11 protein-coding genes and 5 pseudogenes are annotated in these 21,729 nt (G+C 43.6%); 8 read left to right on the top strand and 8 right to left on the bottom strand.

Going from position 1 to position 21,729, the window contains the following annotated elements:
• Positions 1-98: 98 nt before the first annotated feature.
• Positions 99-662, top strand: coding sequence for a pentapeptide repeat-containing protein (locus tag ACYRY3_RS06340; RefSeq protein ID WP_460200859.1), 564 nt, complete (start codon positions 99-101; stop codon positions 660-662).
• A gap of 139 nt (positions 663-801) precedes the next feature.
• On the opposite strand, the pseudogene ACYRY3_RS06335 reads toward ACYRY3_RS06340, so the two are convergent.
• A pseudogene (locus ACYRY3_RS06335) lies at positions 802-1,281 on the bottom strand (alcohol dehydrogenase catalytic domain-containing protein); the annotation flags it as partial.
• Positions 1,282-1,607: 326 nt separating this feature from the next.
• On the opposite strand from ACYRY3_RS06335, the gene ACYRY3_RS06330 reads away from it, so the two are divergent.
• From ACYRY3_RS06330 to ACYRY3_RS06310, 5 genes and pseudogenes are all read left to right on the top strand, one after another.
• Entirely contained in the window at positions 1,608-2,891 is a 1,284-nt protein-coding gene (locus tag ACYRY3_RS06330; protein WP_460200858.1) for a valine--pyruvate transaminase, read from the top strand.
• A 37-nt stretch (positions 2,892-2,928) separates the two neighbouring features.
• The gene (rimM, locus tag ACYRY3_RS06325; protein ID WP_460200857.1) at positions 2,929-3,624 is read left to right on the top strand and encodes a ribosome maturation factor RimM; all 696 of its coding nucleotides are present in this window, start codon (positions 2,929-2,931) and stop codon (positions 3,622-3,624) included.
• Between the two features lie 935 nt (positions 3,625-4,559).
• Positions 4,560-6,059: pseudogene (locus tag ACYRY3_RS06320) on the top strand (phosphoketolase family protein); the annotation flags it as partial.
• 23 nt (positions 6,060-6,082) lie between these two features.
• Entirely contained in the window at positions 6,083-7,951 is a 1,869-nt protein-coding gene (locus tag ACYRY3_RS06315) for a CHASE2 domain-containing protein (protein WP_460200881.1), read from the top strand.
• A 250-nt stretch (positions 7,952-8,201) separates the two neighbouring features.
• Positions 8,202-9,065, top strand: a complete 864-nt coding sequence (locus ACYRY3_RS06310) for a DUF928 domain-containing protein (protein WP_460200856.1) — start codon at positions 8,202-8,204, stop codon at positions 9,063-9,065.
• A 563-nt stretch (positions 9,066-9,628) separates the two neighbouring features.
• Here the strand turns inward: ACYRY3_RS06310 and ACYRY3_RS06305 are convergent.
• From ACYRY3_RS06305 to ACYRY3_RS06290, 4 genes and pseudogenes are all read right to left on the bottom strand, one after another.
• Complete coding sequence (locus tag ACYRY3_RS06305) at positions 9,629-10,327, bottom strand: hypothetical protein (protein WP_460200855.1); 699 nt, start codon at positions 10,325-10,327, stop codon at positions 9,629-9,631.
• Positions 10,328-10,930: 603 nt separating this feature from the next.
• Positions 10,931-11,293, bottom strand: a pseudogene (locus ACYRY3_RS06300) (HAD-IC family P-type ATPase); the annotation flags it as partial.
• Positions 11,290-11,907, bottom strand: a pseudogene (locus tag ACYRY3_RS06295) (radical SAM protein); the annotation flags it as partial. The pseudogenes ACYRY3_RS06295 and ACYRY3_RS06300, both read right to left, overlap by 4 nt.
• A gap of 229 nt (positions 11,908-12,136) precedes the next feature.
• Positions 12,137-13,576, bottom strand: coding sequence for a carotenoid oxygenase family protein (locus ACYRY3_RS06290; RefSeq protein WP_460200854.1), 1,440 nt, complete (start codon positions 13,574-13,576; stop codon positions 12,137-12,139).
• 345 nt (positions 13,577-13,921) lie between these two features.
• Between ACYRY3_RS06290 and ACYRY3_RS06285 the strand changes: the two genes are divergently transcribed.
• A complete protein-coding gene (locus tag ACYRY3_RS06285; protein ID WP_460200880.1) occupies positions 13,922-15,208 on the top strand; it encodes an alkaline phosphatase in 1,287 nt (428 codons plus the stop codon).
• A 72-nt stretch (positions 15,209-15,280) separates the two neighbouring features.
• Here ACYRY3_RS06285 and ACYRY3_RS06280 read toward each other — a convergent pair.
• Positions 15,281-15,958 (bottom strand): annotated as a pseudogene (locus ACYRY3_RS06280) (HAD-IC family P-type ATPase); the annotation flags it as partial.
• Positions 15,959-16,843: 885 nt separating this feature from the next.
• Complete coding sequence (locus ACYRY3_RS06275) at positions 16,844-18,646, bottom strand: pentapeptide repeat-containing protein (protein WP_460200853.1); 1,803 nt, start codon at positions 18,644-18,646, stop codon at positions 16,844-16,846.
• Positions 18,647-18,919: 273 nt separating this feature from the next.
• Here ACYRY3_RS06275 and ACYRY3_RS06270 point away from each other — a divergent pair, with 273 nt between their 5' ends.
• The gene (locus ACYRY3_RS06270) at positions 18,920-19,384 is read left to right on the top strand and encodes a CYTH domain-containing protein (protein WP_460200852.1); all 465 of its coding nucleotides are present in this window, start codon (positions 18,920-18,922) and stop codon (positions 19,382-19,384) included.
• Between the two features lie 131 nt (positions 19,385-19,515).
• On the opposite strand, the gene ACYRY3_RS06265 is transcribed toward ACYRY3_RS06270, so the two are convergent.
• Positions 19,516-21,729 (bottom strand): CHAT domain-containing protein (locus tag ACYRY3_RS06265; RefSeq protein WP_460200851.1); only part of this gene is annotated, 2,214 nt, incomplete at its 5' end.

Below are 21,729 nucleotides of genomic sequence, written 5' to 3'. Positions count from 1 at the left end.
TTACTAGTTCTTTACTCTTTACATATGCATAAAGGTTTGTATATGTAAGTATAGCAGTACGCCAAATTCTTCAACCAAGGATTTATTTGTAAAAAGCTATGAAGGTTAGAATAGCCGTAACGGCCACATTGTTAACTTGTTTTGGATTGGCAGCACAAGCCTTTGCACTAAACCCACAGGATTTAGAACAGTTAAAGGCAACAAGTAGCTGTTCCCGTTGTGATTTAACCGATGCTGATTTGACTCAAATTAATCTCAGTAGAGCAAATTTACGAGATGCTAACTTAAAAGGTGCTAATTTATCTGGAGCAAATCTTACAAATGCGGATTTCACCGGCGCAAATCTAGAAGGTGCTGTGTTAAATTCCGCAAATTTATCAGGTGCTTCTTTTACAGGTGCAAATCTCAAATCAGCTTCTTTAGAAGGTGCCAATTTGAGTTTTGCTGGTTTTATGAGCGCTAATTTGGAAGCTGCTAATATCAAGAATGCTAAATTACAGTTCACCAATTTCCGAGGCGCAAACTTCCGACTGACAACTATGCCTACTGGTGCTGTGACCTCTGACAAACCTTATTGGTGGTCGTTACAGCGTGAAAGCAGCAAAGACTGTAACAAGTTCAAATATGAAAGTGCGTCTGGTACAACTTGCTACACACAGTAATTCAAGTGTACTAGACAGATACCATTTAATCAGGTTGGCTGTTGACTGGCAACAGTTAACAGTCAACAATGAAGTAAAGTAGGTCGGTACAAATAAAGTTAACGGGTTTTGGTCGTCATTTGTCATTTGTCCTTTGTCCTGGTGCATCCTCTCGAATTTTTGCCACAGCAATTTCTGGCAGCACCGTATAATTGGCAAAAGTAGATGTACCCATATAATGGTGAATCATCTGTCCGTGAATGGAAAAGCGACTGGTGCCGTCGGGCATAACACCACGCCCTTGAGTTGCACGAATTGCCTGACAGAGATTTGTTTTCATGCTCAGACAATATTCACACTGGCGGCATTCTGGTGTGTATAGGGGGATAACATGGTCTCCCGGTTTGACGCTGGTAACTCCTTCCCCTACTTCCACAACAATTCCAGCACCTTCATGCCCCAAAATTGCTGGGAATAAACCTTCGGGATCGGCACCAGAAAGGGTATAGGCATCGGTATGACAAACCCCACTGGCTTTAATCTCGACCATCACTTCCCCTGCACGGGGTCCTTCCAATTGAACTGTTTCAAGTGTTAACGGCTGACCGGAACCGTGAGCCACTGCTGCTTTAACTTCCAAGTTTCGCCTTCCTCTCTCAGGTAAAGGGACTGACTTGAGTTTACAAACAAACTCAGGAAGTCTGAAAGTTAATGAGGTTATTAGTCGAAATGGAGATATGCTGTTGCTTTAAACCATTGGGGAAGGAACTGAGTAGAAACTGTACTATGAGTTTTTTCCAAAACTGTGTCTTTAAGTTTATACAAATAAAATGAATAATAATGTACGTTACTACCATTCTCTAGTTACATTGGTAAAGAAGTAGCGGTGTCTCTCTTGGCAACATAAGTCTGCCAGCAGCAACCACTCAATACATTTGTCCATCAGTATTAGTTTTTTCATTGCCTATGAACCCTGCCCTGACTCAAATTGGCGCTAATATGTCCAACCTGACCGGTGTTAGAGCCATTATGAAGGACATTATCGAAACTTTGCGAGCTGGCGCGGGGAAGCAGCTAATAAATTTGAGCGCTGGCAATCCCTTGATTTTGCCGGAAGTAGAGCAGTTATGGCGGGATTGCACTGCACAATTACTATCCAGCCCAGATTATGGTGAGGTCGTTTGCCGCTATGGGTCGAGTCAGGGCTATGCGCCATTGATTGAAGCAGTTGTCAAGGATTTTAATCACCGCTATGGATTAAATTTATCCGATCGCAACATCCTGATTACTCCAGGCAGCCAAAGTCTTTACTTCTACGCAGCTAATGCTTTTGGCGGCTACACAACCAGCGGTACACTCAAGAAAATTGTTTTACCTCTCAGCCCCGACTACACAGGTTATGGTGGCGTGACTCTGGTACCGGAGGCGCTGATTGCCTACAAACCAACGTTAGATATAGATGCAGGGGCGCACAAGTTTAAATATCGTCCCGACTTTAGCAAACTGTCAGTTACAGAACAAACAGGTTGCATTATTTTCTCCCGTCCCTGTAACCCCACAGGTAATGTCCTTACTGATGAAGAGGTTAAGAAAATTGCTGCCCTGGCTGCACCCTATGATGTACCGGTCTTTATTGACTCAGCATATGGCCCTCCCTTCCCAGCGTTGAACTTTACCCCGATGACACCAATCTTTGGTAACGGTATAATTCACTGCATGAGTTTATCGAAAGCAGGATTGCCGGGAGAACGGGTTGGAATCGCTATCGGGGATGAACAGGTGATTCAAGTTTTGGAATCATTCCAGACAAATGCCTGTCTCCATGCATCGCGATACGGTCAAGCTATTGCGGCGATCGCAATTAACTCTGGTGCTCTGGCAGAAATTTCCACTTCAGTCATTCGTCCTTTTTACCAAAATAAGTTTACTGTATTGGAAAGTACTTTAAACGAGGCAATGCCTAAGGATTTACCTTGGTTTCTCCATCGAGGAGAAGGGGCTATAGTCGCTTGGTTGTGGTTGCAAGATTTACCAATGACTGATTGGCAGTTTTATCAGGAACTGAAGAAAGTTGGTGTCATAGTTGTACCTGGTAGTACTTTCTTCCCTGGTTTGGCGGAAGCATGGGAACACAAACAGCAGTGTGTCCGTATTAGCTTGACTGGTAGCAATGAGGAAATTGCCACTGGAATGCAACTTTTGGCAAAAGTTGTACAACAGGTTTATCAAACTTCTGTTGTCAGTGCCTAAATAAATTGCCAAGACGCTAAGGACAAGGGAGGAAGAAATGAAGGACAAGGAGACAAGGGGACAAAAGGACAAAGAAACAAAAGGACAAAAGAACAAAAAGAATCCGGAAAAAACCGCTTCTCCCTCCCTCCCTCACTCTCCCTCTCCCTCCCTCCCTCCTTCCATCCCTGACGGTTGGATAGAAATCGGTATGATTGTTGCCCCGCAGGGAATAGGTGGTGAAGTGCGTGTTTTATCTAGCTCGGACTTCCCGGAAAGGTTTGAGGTGCCTGGAAAACGTTGGTTGTTGCGTCCAAACCAGATGGAACCAGAAGCAGTAGAATTACTGAGAGGGCGTAACCTGGAAGGTAAAAATTTGTATGCTGTTAAGTTATCTGGGGTCGGCGATCGCACTCAGGCGGAAGAGTTACGTGGTGTTAAGTTATTAGTGCCAGAAAGCGATCGACCTCAACTGGGTGAAGATGAGTATCATGTGTTAGATTTAATTGGCTTGTCAGTTTTCATGCAAGAGTCTGGAGAACTCATAGGTACAGTAGTGGATCTGCTTTCGGCTGGTAACGATCTCCTAGAAGTACAGCTACACTCTTCACAAGACAAAGGACAAAGGACAAAAGACAAAGGACAAAAGAACGTTTTGATTCCTTTTGTAAAGGCAATTGTTCCAGTTGTTGATTTAGAAACTGGTCGTATTGAAATTACTCCACCATTAGGATTATTGGAGATTAACAGTTAGCGACGACTGTTGGCTCAAACGCTTATTGTTAACTTTATTTGTGCTGGCTTAACTTATTGTGTTTACAAATATTATCACAGTCAAATTTATCTGACTTTTACTATAAATTAACTTACTGGTTTTTGCGTCAGTTTTAAAATGAAGTGCTAGGATATGCAAAGAAATGCAAACCGTTAATAGATTATTCGGTTAAAGACTATTCCAGTTCCGCTCTAAAATCCCCAATTTTTGTAGGGTGGGCACTGCCCACCAACAGCCTCTAAAATCCCCAATTTTTGTAGGGTGGGCACTGCCCACCAACAGCCTCTAAAATCCCCAATTTTTTGTAGGGTTGTTTATGCCTTACAAAAGCCAATGGTGGGCGGTACCCACCCTAGGTCTCTGATTTACTACGTTTTAACGTTATTTGACAACATGACAGCGGATGACAAGCAAGGTATTTTGCTTTCTTAAAATCATTTAAATCATTAATTGAATAGATAAGAAAATTTTATTAAATAGAAGCTTCCTACTTCTTAATCAGCGCTTAACCTAGGTAAGAACAACCCGTTGGCATTATTATGCCAATCCTCTCCCAAAAGAGACATATTAAGATTGAAATTAGAGATTTCAGATAAATAAAAAATTAATTTTTGTTTTGCCTTGAAATAAAATATTTGTTACAAATCAACCAACTATTTATGTGATTTGCTAGCCTTTCAGAAAGTAATCAAACCTATTTATTTGGTTTCTTTGCTATATAAAAAATCACCTCCTGGCTCCCATAGCTGCCCTGCTAGGGTGCAATGCGCCAGTAAAGCCAGCCTTATGAGGTGGGGGTTCCAGAGCCCTAAGTGTTAAAGCATTGTGTCATCGGTAAGATGATCCTCAAACAGCAGACACATAAACTTAACTCGTGGAAACCCTTAAACATCCTTTTATCAAGGAGTTTGAATATGACTCTAGCAAGCCCTTTACAAACAAAGCCACTATCGGATGAAGAACTGCGGAAGATGAACGCCTTTTGGCGTGCAGCTAATTATCTTGCGGTAGGGCAAATATATCTACTCGACAATCCATTGCTCAAAGAGCCACTGAAGATAGAACATGTCAAGCCCAGACTTTTGGGTCATTGGGGAACAACTCCCGGACTGAACTTCATTTACGTTCACCTGAACCGGATTATCAAGAAGTATGACCAGTCCATGATTTACATTGCGGGTCCCGGTCATGGTGGTCCTGGAATAGTTGCAAACACTTATCTAGAAGGCACTTACAGCGAGTATTACCCCAATGTGTCGCGGGATGGCGAGGGAATTAAAAACCTCTTCAAACAATTTTCCTTCCCTGGTGGGATTGGCAGTCACTGTACTCCTGAAGTTCCCGGTTCGATTCACGAAGGTGGAGAACTAGGTTATTCCCTCCTTCACGCCTATGGCGCTGCTTTTGACAACCCCGACCTAATCGTTGCTTGTGTAGTCGGTGATGGTGAAGCGGAAACAGGCGCTCTTGCCACAAGCTGGCAGTCTAATAAGTTTCTCAACCCTGTCAATGATGGAGCGGTGCTTCCCATCCTCCACCTCAACGGTTATAAAATTGCTAACCCAACAATCCTGTCACGGTTGAGCCATAGGGAATTAGAGAGTCTATTTGTAGGTTACGGTTACAAGCCTTACTTTGTGGAAGGTTCCGATCCCGCAACCATGCACCAGTTGATGGCAGCCACCCTGGATACCATCATTCACGAAATCAAAGAGATTCAGGAAGATGCTCGCAATAACGGCTTCTCCCAGCGTCCGCAGTGGCCCATGATTATCCTCAGAAGCCCCAAAGGTTGGACAGGCCCCAAGGAAGTTGATGGCAAGAAGACAGAAGATTACTGGCGATCGCACCAAGTTCCTTTTGGTGAGTTACAGAAAAAACCAGAACACCTCAACCTTTTAGAAGAGTGGTTGAGAAGTTATAAACCTGAAGAACTTTTTGACGACAATGGTCGCTTGATCCCAGAGCTAGCAGAGTTGCCTCCAAAAGGACAACGGCGCATGAGTGATAACCCTCACGCCAATGGTGGTCTCTTGCTGCGGGATTTAAGGATGCCTGATTTCCGTGATTATGCGGTTGAGATTACCGAACCCGGTAGAAATATTGCCGAAGCAACCAAAGTGTCAGGAAAATTCCTGCGGGATATCATGAAACTTAACATGGAAAGCCGCAATTTCCGTATCTTTGGACCAGATGAAACTCAATCCAATCGATTGGATGCCGTCTTTGAGGTGACAAATCGCACTTGGGTAGCCGAAACATATCCCTACGATGCAAACCTGTCTCCTGACGGTCGGGTGATGGAAATTCTTAGTGAAACAAGCTGTCAGGGCTGGTTGGAAGGATACCTTCTCACAGGTCGCCACGGCTTCTTCTCCTGCTACGAGGCGTTCATCCACATCGTAGACTCCATGTTGAGGATTACCCAACGGCAGTGATGTGCTTAAGTACCCCAGAATTTGAGCAAGTTCAGCCATTACGCAAAAATTCTGCAGGTAAAGTCAGAATTTTAGCGGTTTTGGGAAATAATCAAGGAATCGATGTCCAAAAAGACCGGGCAATCCTTGAGCAACTACCCTTGGCGCAGACGGTTTTCCTAGTCGAGCCACAACGTCAGGAATTAGATCGCTGGCTTTGGGACAAACAAGGCTGGGACATTCTGTTTTTTGCGGGGCATAGTTCGAATCAAGCTGATGGTGAAACAGGTCGGATTTATATAAATCAAACTGATAGTTTAACAATTGCTCAGCTACAAAATGCTCTAAAAGCAGCACTGAAACGGGGTTTACAACTGGCAATTTTCAACTCCTGCAATGGGTTAGGGTTGGCCCATCAATTGGCTTCTTTGCAAATTCCGCAAATGATTGTAATGAAGGAGCCAGTGCCAGATATAGTTGCCCAAGAATTTTTGAAGCACTTTTTGGAGGCGTTTGCAGATGGCGAGTGTTTACATCTGGCAGTACGACAAGCAGGAGAAAAGTTGCAGGGTCTGGAAGGTGAGTTTCCCTGTGCTAGTTGGTTACCAGCAATTTACCAGAATTTAGTTGAAGTGCCCTTCGTTTGGCCCAAGAGTGTTAATCAATCTCGCCCAATCTTACCCAGCCAACGTATTCTTCCCTTTGTTCTCAAAGCCAGTGTTTTAATAACCGCTTTGGTTATGGGGGTGCGATCGCTCGGTATATTGCAAGCATCGGAGCTTGTGATGTTCGACGCCCTGATGCGGCGGCGACCAGATGAAGGCCCAGATAAACGTATCCTAGTTGTAACTGTTACTGAAGCCGATGTTCGGTCTCAGCCTGCTCAAGAACGAGGATCGGCGTCACTATCAGATCGCTCACTTGCTCAACTGTTGAAAAAACTGAAGCAGTTTCAACCACGTGTTATTGGTTTGGAGATCTATCGTGAGAATCCTGTGGGAACTGATTATGGGGATTTAGCCAAGACAATGCAAAACAGCGATCGCTTTATTGCTGTATGCAAAGTCGGTGAGGAAAAGAACAAACCGGGTGTTCCAGCACCTCCTGAAGTCCCCGTTCAACGCCTGGGCTTTAGTGATGTTGTGAGCGATCCCGATGGCATTATTCGTCGTCAACTGTTGGCTATGGCTCCCGATTCTGTTTGCAGCACTGACAAATCTTTGAGCTTTCAATTAGCAACCCGTTACTTGGCATTTGAAGGTATTCAGCCCAAACTGACTCCACAAAAGGACTGGCAATTTGGCACCATCGTCTTTAAAAACTTGGAGCAAAACAACGGCGGCTACCACGGCATAGATAATCTCGGTCACCAAGTGCTGCTCAATTATCGCTCTTCTCCTCAACTTGCCACACAAGTCACTCTCACTGACGTCTTAAAAAATAAGTTGACTCTTGATTTAGTCAGGGATCGCGTTGTCCTCATTGGCGTAAGTGCCGAAAGCTTTCATGATTATTGGCCCACACCTTACAGTGCCCTTAGGTGGCCCCATGAAGCAATGCCGGGGGTAGTTATTCAAGCACACATGGTGAGTCAGATTCTTAGCGCTGTACTGGATAATCGACCATTATTGTGGTTTTGGCCCAAGTGGTGTGAAGTCCTTTGGATTTGGTGCTGGTCCACAATAGGAGGTGTCATCGCTTGGCGCTTCCGGTCACCATTACGCTGGGGGCTAGCGGGAGCCAGTGCTGTTGGCATTTTATATGGAAGTTGCTTGGGTCTGTTAACATTGGGGGGTTGGGTGCCCCTCTTTCCTTCAGTGTTGTCTTTGCTAGCAACATATGGTACTGTGACATTCTACACAGAGTTGCAGAGCCAGAAACGTCTATGATGTGCCAACTTTGTTTTCCCATCCCAAAGTGCATAAGTTGATTTTGCTTAAACCTAGTAAAGAAGGCAAGCTTTTTAAGCTGAACTTTTGGGGACAAGTCAGTTGGGGCTGAAATTACACAATCCAACTTTTGTCAACGCACAAGTTCTAACAAAATCCACGTCACTTGCACAACGAGTTTTCAACCTTAAAAAAGCCTAAGTTCTAAATAGCAAAGGCATTAACTATCTAGCAATTGGTCGTCAGCAAAATGACTAGGACAAAGTTACCTCTCTATCTAAAAAAGCGTGTCTTCGCTATGACTTTGGCATCACTCGGCTTCATGAGTTATTCCTTGCCTGTACAGGCACAGCTTAATATGCTGGTGAGTCAGATATCAAATCAGTTACCAACTAACTTCAACCAAAAACTAGACGGTTCAAGTAGAGGAAGACCCGGAAGAAGAGAGGGAACGGGAAGCCGTGGTGAGTGCCCTAGTGTGAATATGCTACTCACTGCCTTAATACCTTCCAATAACTTGGCGCTAGCAGTAGAAGAGCATCCTACCTTTTGGTTTTACGTACCCTATCACCTCCATGAGGTATCCTTTGGAGAGTTTGTATTGCAAGATGCAGCGAACAACAATGTCTACCGAACTTATTTCACCCTGCCTGAAAAACCGGGGGTTGTGAGCTTCAGTCCAACCTCTGCAGCACCGCTAGATATTAATAAAAAGTATCGTTGGTACTTTAAACTTTATTGTCAAGATGGAATGAATAGTATCTTGACAAAATCGTCTACTCCTGTATTTGTTTCAGGCTGGGTGCAACGGGTGGCGCTCAAACCCAACTACGAGCGTTTTCTTAAAGTAGCGACCACACCACGAGAACGTATTGCTATTTATACTCAAAACGGCATTTGGCTATCAGCCCTAACCCACTTAGCTAAACTCCGTCTCGCTCAGCCGCAAAATGCGACTGTTGATAACGACTGGGTTAAGCTGCTGAGAGCTGTTGGCTTAGAGAAACTAGCCCAACAACCCATTGTTGGAGAAGTGAAAACGCAAGACGTAAAACAAACAACAGATATTTCTAGGGCTGACATACCGGACAAGTCAGTAAGTGGGCACAAATAAATAAAAATGTGTTACAAAATTTAAACTTGCGCCTATTGGTTTTGCATTACCACCCGAGAACTCGCCATTCGGACGCATACGCAATACTCTATTACACTTCCTCAACGACCACATAGCCTTGTGCGGTATGCACACCTTCATTAATGAGACTCGCAAGCGCGTAGGACTGCAAAAACTTAACAAAAGTTCATTGGAACGTATTACTCAGCCGCCGGATTTGTATCTACTTGGCACTGTGCCTGAGTTTGAATATCCTCGCAGCGATCTGTATGAACACGCGCATTTTGTTGGTCCCTTCATCAACCCCCCAGTAGAGCAGTTTGACCCACCATCCTGGTGGCATGACTTGTATGGCGAGCGCCCAGTTATTTTTGTCACCCAAGGCACCGCATCGAACAATAATCTCAACGATCTTATTGTGACAATAATGCAGGCATTGGCTGATGAGGATATGCTGGTTCTTTACCCGGACATGTTTGGGTTGTGGCGGTCGAGATTAGGCATACGGTTGTTCGCCCTGCTATGTGTATTGCACCCAACTAAAAACCGCTATATACTCTCAGTCAAGCAGCATTGTAGGAACGTAAAGAATAGGGACCAGATAATTGATACGAAGCTCCTAAAGATACCTGGTTGACCGACTGGGGATTTGGGGATTTAGGAATTTGGCGAGAGGTAGTTGACGGTTTACTAACTTGTCTCCTGCTTTGCTTTACCTCTGCACCCATGCTACTCTTGACAGGTACTTCTTTCCCTGTGGAAAGGCGAGGTGAAAATGTTTGTTTGGAATGAGGAGTTTCATAGGATGGCAGGGAGTAAGGAACCGAAATATTTTCTGACACCCGATTGTTGTGGGGGGTTTTCCATTCTGGATGCCCAATAATCAAGTCTTTTGATTTTTCAATTAAATGGGCTAGGCTTTGAGAGTTTGTTTCTACTGTATTTTCTTCCTGTTTTTTTGATAGTGCTAGCTCAGTAAAATCAAGGTCATCAACTGCTTTTTTCAAACAAAGTGCATTTGTATCGGAAAAGCCACAAAGTGTTACTTCTTCTTGTATAAAAACTTTACTGTGTTTATTTTTTTCAAAAGGAGTTTCTACAGTCTTGGCAAGCAGATCGGTATCAGTAGTTAAAGCTTTCTCTAAAGGAAAAGTTTTAGGTATTTCAGTTTCAGTTCGAGTTGCATTTTGTTGGGTCACTATACCTAGCAGGCTCAAGCTACCAAGAACAGACAAATTAGGAAAACGATGCCGTAAATTCATCCTATTTACCTTTTTAATAAATGTTGAGAATTTTTCAAATTTTGCACCAGTGCTCAAAACCAATTTTTTCAGCTTTCCAAACAAGTAAAATCATTGATACTTTATTTATTAATTGGTTGTTTTAGCAACGTACTTATTGATGTGAAGGAAGTTTTGTAGGTTGGGTTGAAGAAAGAAATTTAACATTCATCGAATTGTTGGGTTTCGTTCCTCAACCCAACCTACGACGAACAACATAATTCTATGTGCTGCGTTTTTTAAATCTCACAAACCACTTAAATTGTAGGTAAATTAGTGTTATTCCTCCTACATTAACTGCTAACTTTACCACAAATGGTTGTTCTATATACTGAAACGTCTTGGTTTGGTGTATTGGTGTAGTGGCAGAAACTACGATAGATGGATAAATGACAAGTATTAACAATATACTCAAACCAATCATTGGATAGCCAATTTTTTTATGTAATGCTGATTTTTCCAAGAAAGCTTTCATTGTGATAGTGAAATTGATTGAAAAGTTGTTTTGTTAGTGGATAGTGGTGCTTTGTTGTTATTAATGTACAGACGCATTCGAGAGCGCGTCTGTAGGACTAACTATGAACACTAAAAATATGTTTTAGGTTCAAAAGAACGCAGGCGTAAGGCATTAGTGATGACAAACAGTGAGCTAAAAGCCATTGCAGCTGCTGCGATAATTGGATTGAGTAGCCAGCCAAAGAAAGGAAAGAGAATGCCAGCTGCGATGGGAATACCAACAAGGTTGTAAATGAAGGCAAAAAGGAGATTTTGGCGAATATTGCGAACGGTGGCACGGCTTAACTGAATTGCTGTAATGATTCCTTGCAAATCTCCGGATATGAGGGTAATGTCACTCGCGGCGATCGCAACGTCTGTTCCCGTGCCTATGGCAATCCCAATATCCGCCTGTGCTAGTGCGGGTGCATCATTAATCCCATCACCTACCATACATCAATATTTTGACCGAGTAGGGTAATTTCCTTATACCCTTGTCGTCCCAAATCTTCCATTTCTGCCCGAATTGCCTCTGGCGTGCGAGATTGCTCAACACCTCGTACATTAGGAACAACACAATACGTACAGCGTTCGTTACAACCGTAAATGACATTCACCCAAGCAGTTACAGTGCTATCCCGTCGTGGCTTGGTGATATCTTCTATGATATGAACTGGTTCAGTTGCAACAACTTGGTTGCCATCAAACACTTGCTGCAGCAAATCTTTTAAGCGATTGGCGTGTTGCGGACCCATGACCATGTCAACTTCGGGTACTCGTCGCAACAGAGCTTCCCCTTCTTGCTGAGCAACACAACCAGCGACAATTATAGTTAGGTCTGGTTGTTCGTGCTTGCGCTTTGCCTGTCTACCCAGGTAAGAGTATACTTTCTGCTCGGCATTATCCCGGATAGTACAAGTATTGTAGAGAATCAAATTGGCATCATTTGGGTCTTCTGACCACTCAAAGCCCATGTCTTCTAAGATGCCAGCCATGCGTTCTGAATCGGCTTTGTTCATCTGGCAACCGAAGGTAGTGATATGATAGCGACGGGGTATAGTGGTCATAGTAACTATAAAACAGATATGATAGCGGATTACACTATCTTTGAATTATAGAATTTTGCCACACCAACGTGTTGGTTTCATGTCACTAGTCCAAAAGAAGTGACTTTTGAGCAATTATGCCAAAAGCCTGAAGAAATTATTAAGACTTATAGCTACAATAAATAAAATTCTATGGTTTGCACTTCAACCGCCTTTGATAGGCGGTTTTTATCATGAGGCAGTTCAGCCATTACGAATTCACTGGTTTCCAAGTCCCGTGAAAGCTGTGGGGAATAACACCCGGTAATGCCAATCTACATACAGGCTCCTCATCTAACTTAACTGCATCGTAAATCCAAACTTCACTACTATCGGAATTGCCGTCATACACTACCGTTATCACCCATCCAGATTCGGGATTTTGGGAATCAGGAGCATAAATCGCTTCGGAAGGATAATGATTTTCACCACAGTCCGCGATTGTGAGGGTATCGGTTTTGTAGTCGAAACGGGCGATCGCTCCGAATATTTCTTTTACTGGGTTTACTCCTTGACGGTGTACTGTGAGATAAGTTTCACTGTTAGGTTTTCCTTGGTCTTGGGGTGGTACAACCGGAAACTCACAATGGCGATCCATAATTTCTTCGAGTGTTTTGACCTTACCTAAAGTTGGGTCAATACCCATACGCCACAGCGTACTTACCGATAGGGTGTGAGTCTCTCCAGTCGCTACTTCCTTTAAGTACTGGTTGGTCTGAAAGTCTGGATATCTCACCATATCCACAATAACTAACCCGCTATTATCTACATAAGCGTTGCCAAAATGCCACTGATACCAAGGTTCAGTCTCATCCCGACTCACCACCTCAAGGGTTTGACGGTCAACGACTAAAATTTGGGTTCCCTTGTTTGGCAGCCACTCCAAGGCGTCACCATAGTTACTCATGCCTATCAATGTAGGCAAAAGGTTAAGCCGCACGGGGGGAATACAAAAGACAAGGTATTGCCCTGCAAAGACAAAATCATGCACTATTGGCACACCTTCTAGGGCGTGTGCTGCTTTTTGGACTATTTTGCCCGTGCGAGCGCTTCTATAAATATTAAGTGTGGCATTTAATCCTGGAGTTATGCCAAAGTTAAAAATTTCTCCTGTCTGGAGGTCTCGCTTGTAGTGGGCAGAATAAGATAATCCTATAGTTAACCCACCCAAATCATCCTCGCCGCGAGTTTCCAAATTCTGCAAATCAAGAGCATGGGGTTTACCACCTTCCCACAATGCCAAAAGTTTATCTGGCAGTGCCAATACACTGGTGTTAGCTACATTCTTAAGTGGTTTTAACCATTGATTCCAAATTTGTCCGGGTGCAGTCATCCCATAATTGCCGTAAAGCAATCGACCTGTTGCCGCTTCTTCTTTATAACCAGCCGTTTGTACGTAGCGATATAGCCCAGTTGCTCCTGCATGAGTAAAATGTACGGCAAGAATTGCTCCATCACCGTCAAACCAATGCCCTACAGGGATACCACCGCGTTTCAGCCGTGCGGGACCATTACGATAGAGTGTACCGCGTAAGCCTTCAGGGATCTTGCCAGAAAGGATTTGGAGTTGGGTAGGTGGAAATTCCTTGGCGGGTTGGGCTAAGGCTTGTGCCCAGACGTTTTTTGTTGACTTTTTGTCAATTGTCTGCATTGACTGATTTTAACCGTGCTAACAACCAGGGTAGAGACGAGGCTACTCCCTTCTAGCTAGAAAATTACCTACAAGTGTCGGTAATGTGACAACACCAAAAGAAGTAACACATTTATACGTATTATTAATTATCGTTGTAAATTCGTTATATTACTTCATTCAAAGGCAATAGATAGCTCACAACTATATGCCCCCAATTTTAAAAAGGGAACCCTCTTCGTTGATTTGCAATCTAAGACTTTAGGCTGTTGATTCAATTGGAAGCATATGCGTATAGAGTTGAAAGCTATGCAGCAGATTAACAAGAAAGTTGTAATCGATTTGGCAATTTTGACTCTGACAGCTATGGTGGGCTGTAGTGCAGTGCCCACAACTAAGACCAACTCGGGTCAGGGTAATGTTATATTCATCCACCCTGACGGTACAAGTGCATCTCATTGGGGTGCGGCGCGAATGCTTCACTACGGTCCTGATGGTAGGCTGAACTGGGATAAAATGTCCAATCTCGCTGTCTATTTGGGACACATGAAAAACCAACTCACAGGAACTTCCAATGCAGGTGCAGTGACACACGCAACGGGAGTGAAAGTGAATGCCAACTCCTTTGGTTTGGACGAAACAGGTCAACCTGTGGTATCTGCTTCCGGTCAACCCAAGACAATTATGCAGGAAGCCATAACCGCAGGAAAGGCAACAGCTATCATTAACTCCGGTATCATTACCGAACCAGGAACGGGTGCCTTTTTAGCCAAGTCAGCAAGTCGCAGCAATTTTGCTGATATCACCAAACAAATTGTAGAATCCGGTGCGGATGTTATTTTAGGCGGTGGTGAAATGTGGTATCTTCCCAAAGGAACAGCAGGAAGACACACAACTGCCGAACAAGCCCAACGTACTGATGGGCTCAATTTGATAGAACTGGCAAAAAGCAAAGGCTACACCGTTGTTTATACCCGTGATGAACTTTTGAATTTACCAGCCAACACCAAGAAAGTTTTGGGTATCTTTGCTGCTGTCAATACTTACAATGACGCCCCAGAAGAAGAGTTGAAAAAGCGGGGCTTGCCGTTGTATCTTCCAAATGCGCCAACAGTAGCCGAGATGCTGCAAGCGACTCTCAAAATAGTATCGCAAAACAGCAATGGTTTCTTCGTTGTCTTAGAAGAGGAAGGCAGTGACAACTTCTGTAACTATAACAACGCTTCTGGATGCATCGAAGCAATCAAAAGGGCTGATGATGCTATCGGCGTAGCCATGAATTTTCTCGAACAGAACTCCAAGACTCTGTTAGTGACTGCAGCAGATAGTGATGCTGGTGGCTTAGAAGTTGTTGGAGCAACAGTTGAGGATTTCCCTTTAGATAAACCATTACCAGAAAAAAGTGACAATGGAGCACCATTGGATGGTAAAGAAGGGACTGCCACATTACCGTTTATTTCTGCACCCGATAAGCAAGGTTTGCGCTTTCCCTTTGCTGTTGCATGGTCGGGTTTTCAGGATAATGCGGGAGCAATTGTTTCCAAAGCACATGGACTCAATGCGAATTTTTTACAAGGAACAGTTGATAACACTGATATTTATCGCTTGATGTACCGTACTTTGTTCGCTCGCGAAGTTCCACAACGGCGGTAAACACTGCTGTAATATCGTCAGTGCCTAAGCGAGCCAAGGTAGACAGTAAGTAAAAGTATCAATATATACATTTCAGTCAGGGTGCATAAGTGGACGCAAACCATTGAGTCCGGCGGCAATTGCGGAACCATTATGTACCACTGTGGCTGTTAAGGGGTGGATGCCTACAGTCGCGGCTAGTCCTAAGGCAGCTAAATTGGGAATTACAGCTAAACTAATATTTTGCTTAATGATGGCTTTGGTTTCACGAGCGATCGCTATTGCATCCACAAAGCTAGTTAAATTATTATTCATCAGCACCACATCGGCGGTTTCTCTAGCTATCTCGGAACCATCCCCAAAGGAAATCGCTGCATCAGCATAAGCTAGGGCAGCGGAATCATTCAAACCATCACCTGTGTAAGCTACAGTTTTTCCCTCGGCTTTTAATTTCTGGATAATTGCGGCTTTGGTTTCGGGAAATGCTTCAGCATGAACGTTACTCAAGGGGATACCCAGTTTTTCTGCTACCATCACAGCTTTTTGTTGGCTATCCCCGGTTAACATATGAGTTTCCATGCCGTATTTTGTTTGTAATTGTTTGAGGATGGCGGCACTTTCGGGGCGTAGGGGGTCGGTGTAAGAAATGACTCCGGCAAATTCCGCGTTGACTGCTACATACAATAAGGAATCATCGGCAGAAATCCGACAGTTTAAGCTGCGAGGGCATTTTCCTGGATAACAGCGATGTGCTGCATACAGACAAGTGAGGAAAATATCAAATTTAGTTCTAGAGCAATGCTTTCCATGCTACATCATTACGGTTGGCAGAACCCGCACCGCCTTGGATCGGGAAACAGCGCAAAGTATTTTTGTGGAACCGAACTGAGTTCCTTGCCAAAAAATAAAATATCCCCCGGTAGATACCGTGTTCATTTGCCTAGATTTAAGGACCAGGGGCAGCAGTAATCGCAAAAAATAAATCTCGAAAAGTACATACATCGGGGTAACCTAGGATTACAGGCAGTTCCGATGAGCTCGAATTCAACGCTAAAAAAAAGATAGGCAACAAAAATCCTATCAAAAGTTTCATAAGCGAATAAATAAGTAGGTCGGTATGAAAAAAGTTAACTGGGAATGGTCTTTTTTAGTCATTCGTCATTTGTCATTAGTAAGGCTTTTTAGGGTATTTACATTTTTTAATATAGTTTTGTTTATTCCCACCCACCTACTTACTATTTAGTTCGGCTTTAGTTTGGCTCTTTATTGAAAATCAATTATCCATCTATTTTTTCATCCTTTATCCTTCATCCTTCATCCTTCATCCTTTTGGATCTGTTAAACCTGTAAGTCCGCCTAACATTTGAGTGAGTACTAGAAGTTCTTTGTCTTTTTGTAACAAATTGTGAACGATGCTGCAAGCTTCTTGCGATTTATTGTTCTGATATCAATGGGTGGGATCGTTGATGGTAAAGAATTGTAGCGAGTAAAAATTATTTTGGGTGACCTATAGCCTAACAGCCCAGAGAGCAATTGCTGTCAGCGTGCTGACAAAGAAGGCAAACGATCGTTTGCCCAGCAGAAATAATGATTTTAATTATTACTCACGAACCCGATCTCGCTGTACAAATACGTTTCAGCCAATGTTCATAACATCTATTTTTCAGGCACTGGTGGTAAGCCAAGCTTTTTACGGAATTCAGGATCGTATTCCGCTTTTTCCCAATTCTTTGCTTGCTTTACTTGTTCTGGCGTTAGGTTTTTGGCATTTTTTAAGTTGGTACATTCAATTATGCCAAAAAGATTTTTTGCACAGCCAAATTCAGCATCAATGAGGTCGGTGCTTGAGAGGTCAGCACCTTTGAGATCGGCACCTTTGAGGCTGGCACCCTTAAGGTCGGCACTTTTGAGGTCGGCACCTTTAAGGTTAGCACTGTTGAGGTTAGCACCCCAGAGGATAGCAATTTCGAGGTCGGCACCTTTTAAGTCGCCTCCTTTGAGGTTAGCATTTTCGAGATTGACACCTAAGAGGTTGGCACTTGAGAGGTCGGCACCTTTAAGGTTAGCACTTTCGAGGTTGGCACCCCAAACAATAGCACTCTCAAGGATGACACTTTCGAGGATGGCATCTTTGAGGTAAGCGCGGGCGAGATTGGCACTCCTGAGATTGGCACTGTTGAGGATGGCACGTTCGAGACTAGCATTCCTGAGGTCAGCACCGTTGAGGATGGCACGTTCGAGATTGGCACTCCTGAGATTGGCACCATTGAGGGTGGCACTCCTGAGATTGGCACTCCTGAGATTTGCACCATTGAGGGTGGCACGTTCGAGATTGGCACTTTCGAGGCTGGCACCTTTGAGATTGGCACCTTTGAGGATAGCACGTTCGAGATCGGCACTCCTGAGATCGGTACCGTTGAGGATGGCGCTTTCGAGGATGGTACCCCTGAGATTGGCACTTTCGAGGCTACCACCCCTGAGGTCGGTACCTCTGAGAATAGCATCCCCAAGGTTAGCACCTTTGAGGTTGGCACCCCTGAGGTTGGCTTCGTTAAGTTCAATATTACGTAGAGGATCGCCAAGGTTTACGAGTTCTTCAAGTGCTTTGACTCTTATATAACTATCTTTTTGCCCTTTAGCTTTCTCCACATCATCACGAAATTGACTAATTTTTATTCCCCTATATCCAATAAATCCAAAAAGTATTGTTAAAAATATACCCGAAATCAATCTAAAGCTAATTAGCTTCAAACGATTATTTCGTCTATAGTTAAGACTTTTTTGAATAAACTCACTAGCTAAGGGAGATAATCTTAATAATGCAGCTGGCTCTTTTTGGAAAGCTTTAGCTTCATTTAACTGTTGCCCCTGAATATCAGAAACTGGTTGAATTGATGTCCTTTTCAATACGGGAGTTTGGTCTTCTTTGAGTTCAACAAGTTGAGTACAACCTAACTCGTAAGCAAACTCTACTGTTTCTCCCGCACCAAGAGCATCATAGAATGTCACAGCAAAAGCAATCGCCTTTGAATCGTCAATAGTTTGTTTCATGCCAATGACATATTTAATGTATTGGCTGATGGCTTGAGCCTGCACTTCTAAGTAGCAAGCATCTAAAAGGACACATTCAACCCCTTTAACTGCAAATAGCTTAAACAATTTGGAAAGCTCTTCTGTTGTCACAAGATATGGAAGCCCATTGTCATCTTCCAAAAGAATTCCATCAGATCCCGCACCATGACCGCAGAAATGCACTATCTGCGGCTGATGCTCTAGAATTGCTCGGTAAAAGTCCCGCGATCTCACCGCCCATTTCTGAACGAGTTTGAACTGCTCGCTCTTAAAAGCACGTCGCAATCCTTCTTCAATTGAGCGCACTTCTGCATCCAGCCGCAGCCTTGAAGTAGCCGGATTTGCTGCCAAAATTAAAATAGTTTTAACGGGCGTGTTATGACTCATGAAAGTGATAAGAATTATACATCGACAGAAATTGAGGAAAGCTTACAGGTTAATAAGTCGGCTGCTTGCAGTCATACACTCGTATCGTGCAAGTGATGCTTAACTTACCGTTCATGGAAACACGCACGGTGTCACCATTACCAATTTAGGTTTCCCAAAATTGTCATGGACTAAGCACCAGAGCGATCGCATACCAATTTGCCCTTTGTCCGGTCGGGAGCGTACTGCACCTCAACTACATTGTCTTAGGTACTAAAATATATAGGAACTACAATGGCACGAGAAATAGAGCGTAAATTTTTAGTCAAAGAAGATAGTTGGCGAAGGTTAGCTGAGGGGAGAGTGTATCGTCAGGGATACATTGCCACGCAACAAGGAGCTACTGTACGTGTTCGCATAGTAGGCGATCGAGGTTACTTAACGATTAAGGGACCTACTGTGAAATATTCCAGAGCAGAGTTTGAGTACCCCATTCCTATTGAAGACGCTCGGGAAATGCTTGATACATTATGTCAGCGACCTTTGATAGAAAAAATCAGGTACAAAGTGGAGTACAGTGGTTTGATTTGGGAAATAGACGAGTTTGATGGTGTTAATAAAGGGCTGATATTAGCGGAAGTCGAACTTAGTGATGAAGCACAAGAAATTGAATTGCCAAACTGGCTTGGTGAGGAAGTTTCAGGCAACCCCAAGTATTTCAACAGCAATTTAGTGAAAAATCCTTTCTCACAATGGTAACGAAATAGAAGTATAAAGTATGAAGTATCAAGTATCAAATTATGAAGTAAACCCCTTCAATAAAATAAGGGGCTTGCTTCCATCTATCAATCTATTTTTCATCCTTTATCCTTTACCCTTCATCCTTTTTTTCACTGTTTTTTGACTGGGGGCTTTTCTCGAAGTCGGAGGAGGGCTTGCCAATCTTGAATGGCTTTTTCCGTCCACATCCAATCTTTACTCAATTCCTTGGGTTGGAAATTAACTGGATCGTCTTTTAGAACTTTTTGGCGCAGTTTCATGGCTTCACTCAGATACTGCTGTCGTTTTGCCGGGGGTTGCTCGTATGCTGTTTTATACAAACCAAGAGCTAACCCAGCATAAGCTGTGAGAGCATCTCTAGGGATAGGTTTTGAGTTATTATCATTATCTGCTAGAGGAGTGGCAGAGGTTTTTTGCTCTTTGACTGCTACATCCAAGGCTTTGAACCAAGAGTCATTGGCTCGAATGAGATTTCTTTGTGCATAGTAGGCAAATCCTAAAGCATTTTTATAAATCAACGAATTAGGTTTATCTTTCACAGCGCTTTCCCAGTAACGCCGTGCATCATCTATGCTGTACTTTTTATCCCCTTGCTGGAGTGATTGCCAAGCCAGTCGTCCTCTTAAAAAGTTGATATCTGGGTTATCCGCTTGTTCTTGAGGGATGAGATTGAGGGTGTTTTCAGCATTAGAAAGTACACCGCGATTAAGTAGTTCTTCTACTGCCGGAAGACCTAGTGTTAATTCACCTTTGCCCAATTTATCGGCTGCGTATGCAGTGACAATTCCAGTGGATTCCGTTCTTAGATTGATTTCCGGGTTAATTCGATCTGCTGTGGAGGGAGGTGACGATCCGTTACCTGGTTGGTTTGTTAAATTCTGTGACGACAACTTAAAAGTAATAACGGCTACAGCAGTGCTGAGAACAGTAATACCAAGTATAGTTAATAAATTAAATGTTTTCCGATGTCTTGGCTGAGGTTGTTTTGATGAAATGGTAGTTGTCTGGGTTGAAGGCGGAAGTTGTAAGCGATCCCAGTTACCATCTAAGTTTCTATTTGTTTCTGAGGGAGCTTCATTCGAGGCGGGTAATTCGCGACGACCAGCACCTGGTTGTCTACCATATGCTGCTGCTGCTCTTACTTCTTCCCACATCCCAAAATCGCTTTCTAAAGATGCTATCTCTCCTGAAACCTCTGTGTCATCAATCCGACTTTCGCCAAAGTCTTGCACTAGTTCGGCTGTCATTGATTGGTCGGATTCAGCAGCTCTTTGTTGGTCGATTTGGCGGAACAAATCAGAAACTATGGCAGAGTCTTCTGCGTATGTTGGATCGTCATACTCAATTTCATCTGCAAGATCGCCCCAAGTCTCGTCACCCAGCCAATCTAAGTCTGAGGAGTCATTTGACAAAGCAGGGGGCATCATTTCCTCAATTGGTAATGCCAGCTGGGCATCATTTGCCGTATCCGGATAAATTGAGGTTGTCCTTAATGTTATTGAATTGTATTCATCAATGAACTCATGATTTTGGGGTGGATGCATTCCTGGGCTGAGATAGCCGTTAAATTGTGGTTGGAGATATAGAGTCGGTAATGCCCAGTACATCTGGTGAGAACTGTAGGCGGCAATCAATCCTTGACGCATCCTACTGACACACAAATCAACTGGATACCCCAGTAAAAGGTTGCGGTAGAATAATTGTGTTAGCGTCAACGCGACATCGTCGGGTATCCGTTCTGACATTGCCAGAACACTTTTTATACCCCGTTTTACCAAGCTTTCTGTTAAATTGCGTTCGGCTGTGTCTCCTGTAGGGTCAGTGGTAGCCGCATATGCTCCCAAGCAGGAGTTAAACACTGCCATTTGAATGTGATTGTTAACCAGCAAACCCGCTAAATCGTCGCCACTTAGGGTTTCTTTTAAGCCAGTTCTGCCACTAACTAGGTAGATTTCGCCTCCATTTGGACCTGGGTTGCTGTGACCGGAGTAGTGTAGAACATGGTATCTCCCTTGTTCTAGGGCTTGTGTCAATTCTTCGCGTCCCGGTTGTTCTAGTAAGGTCAGTCGAATTGGCGGGTTATCACCGTTTCCACTACGATGCAGTTCTGCTTGCAGTTTGATGGCTTCTTGCTTAAGTAGATCTAGACGCACTAAATCTGTGGGTGAGGCTATCACCATCAAGACTTTAATCCCACTATCTTCGTATGGTGGTACTGGCATACTAGTCGTGGGCAGACGAGATGTCCCGCCAGTTCCACTCTGGTAGCGGGAAAAAGCAATATACAGACCAGTAGCTATGGGGCGATCGCCTGCGTGCATGAC

The organism is Scytonema sp. NUACC21, from assembly GCF_054684315.1.
Note: the sequence above shows the minus strand (reverse complement) of the source record. Positions and strands in the feature narration are given on the sequence as shown.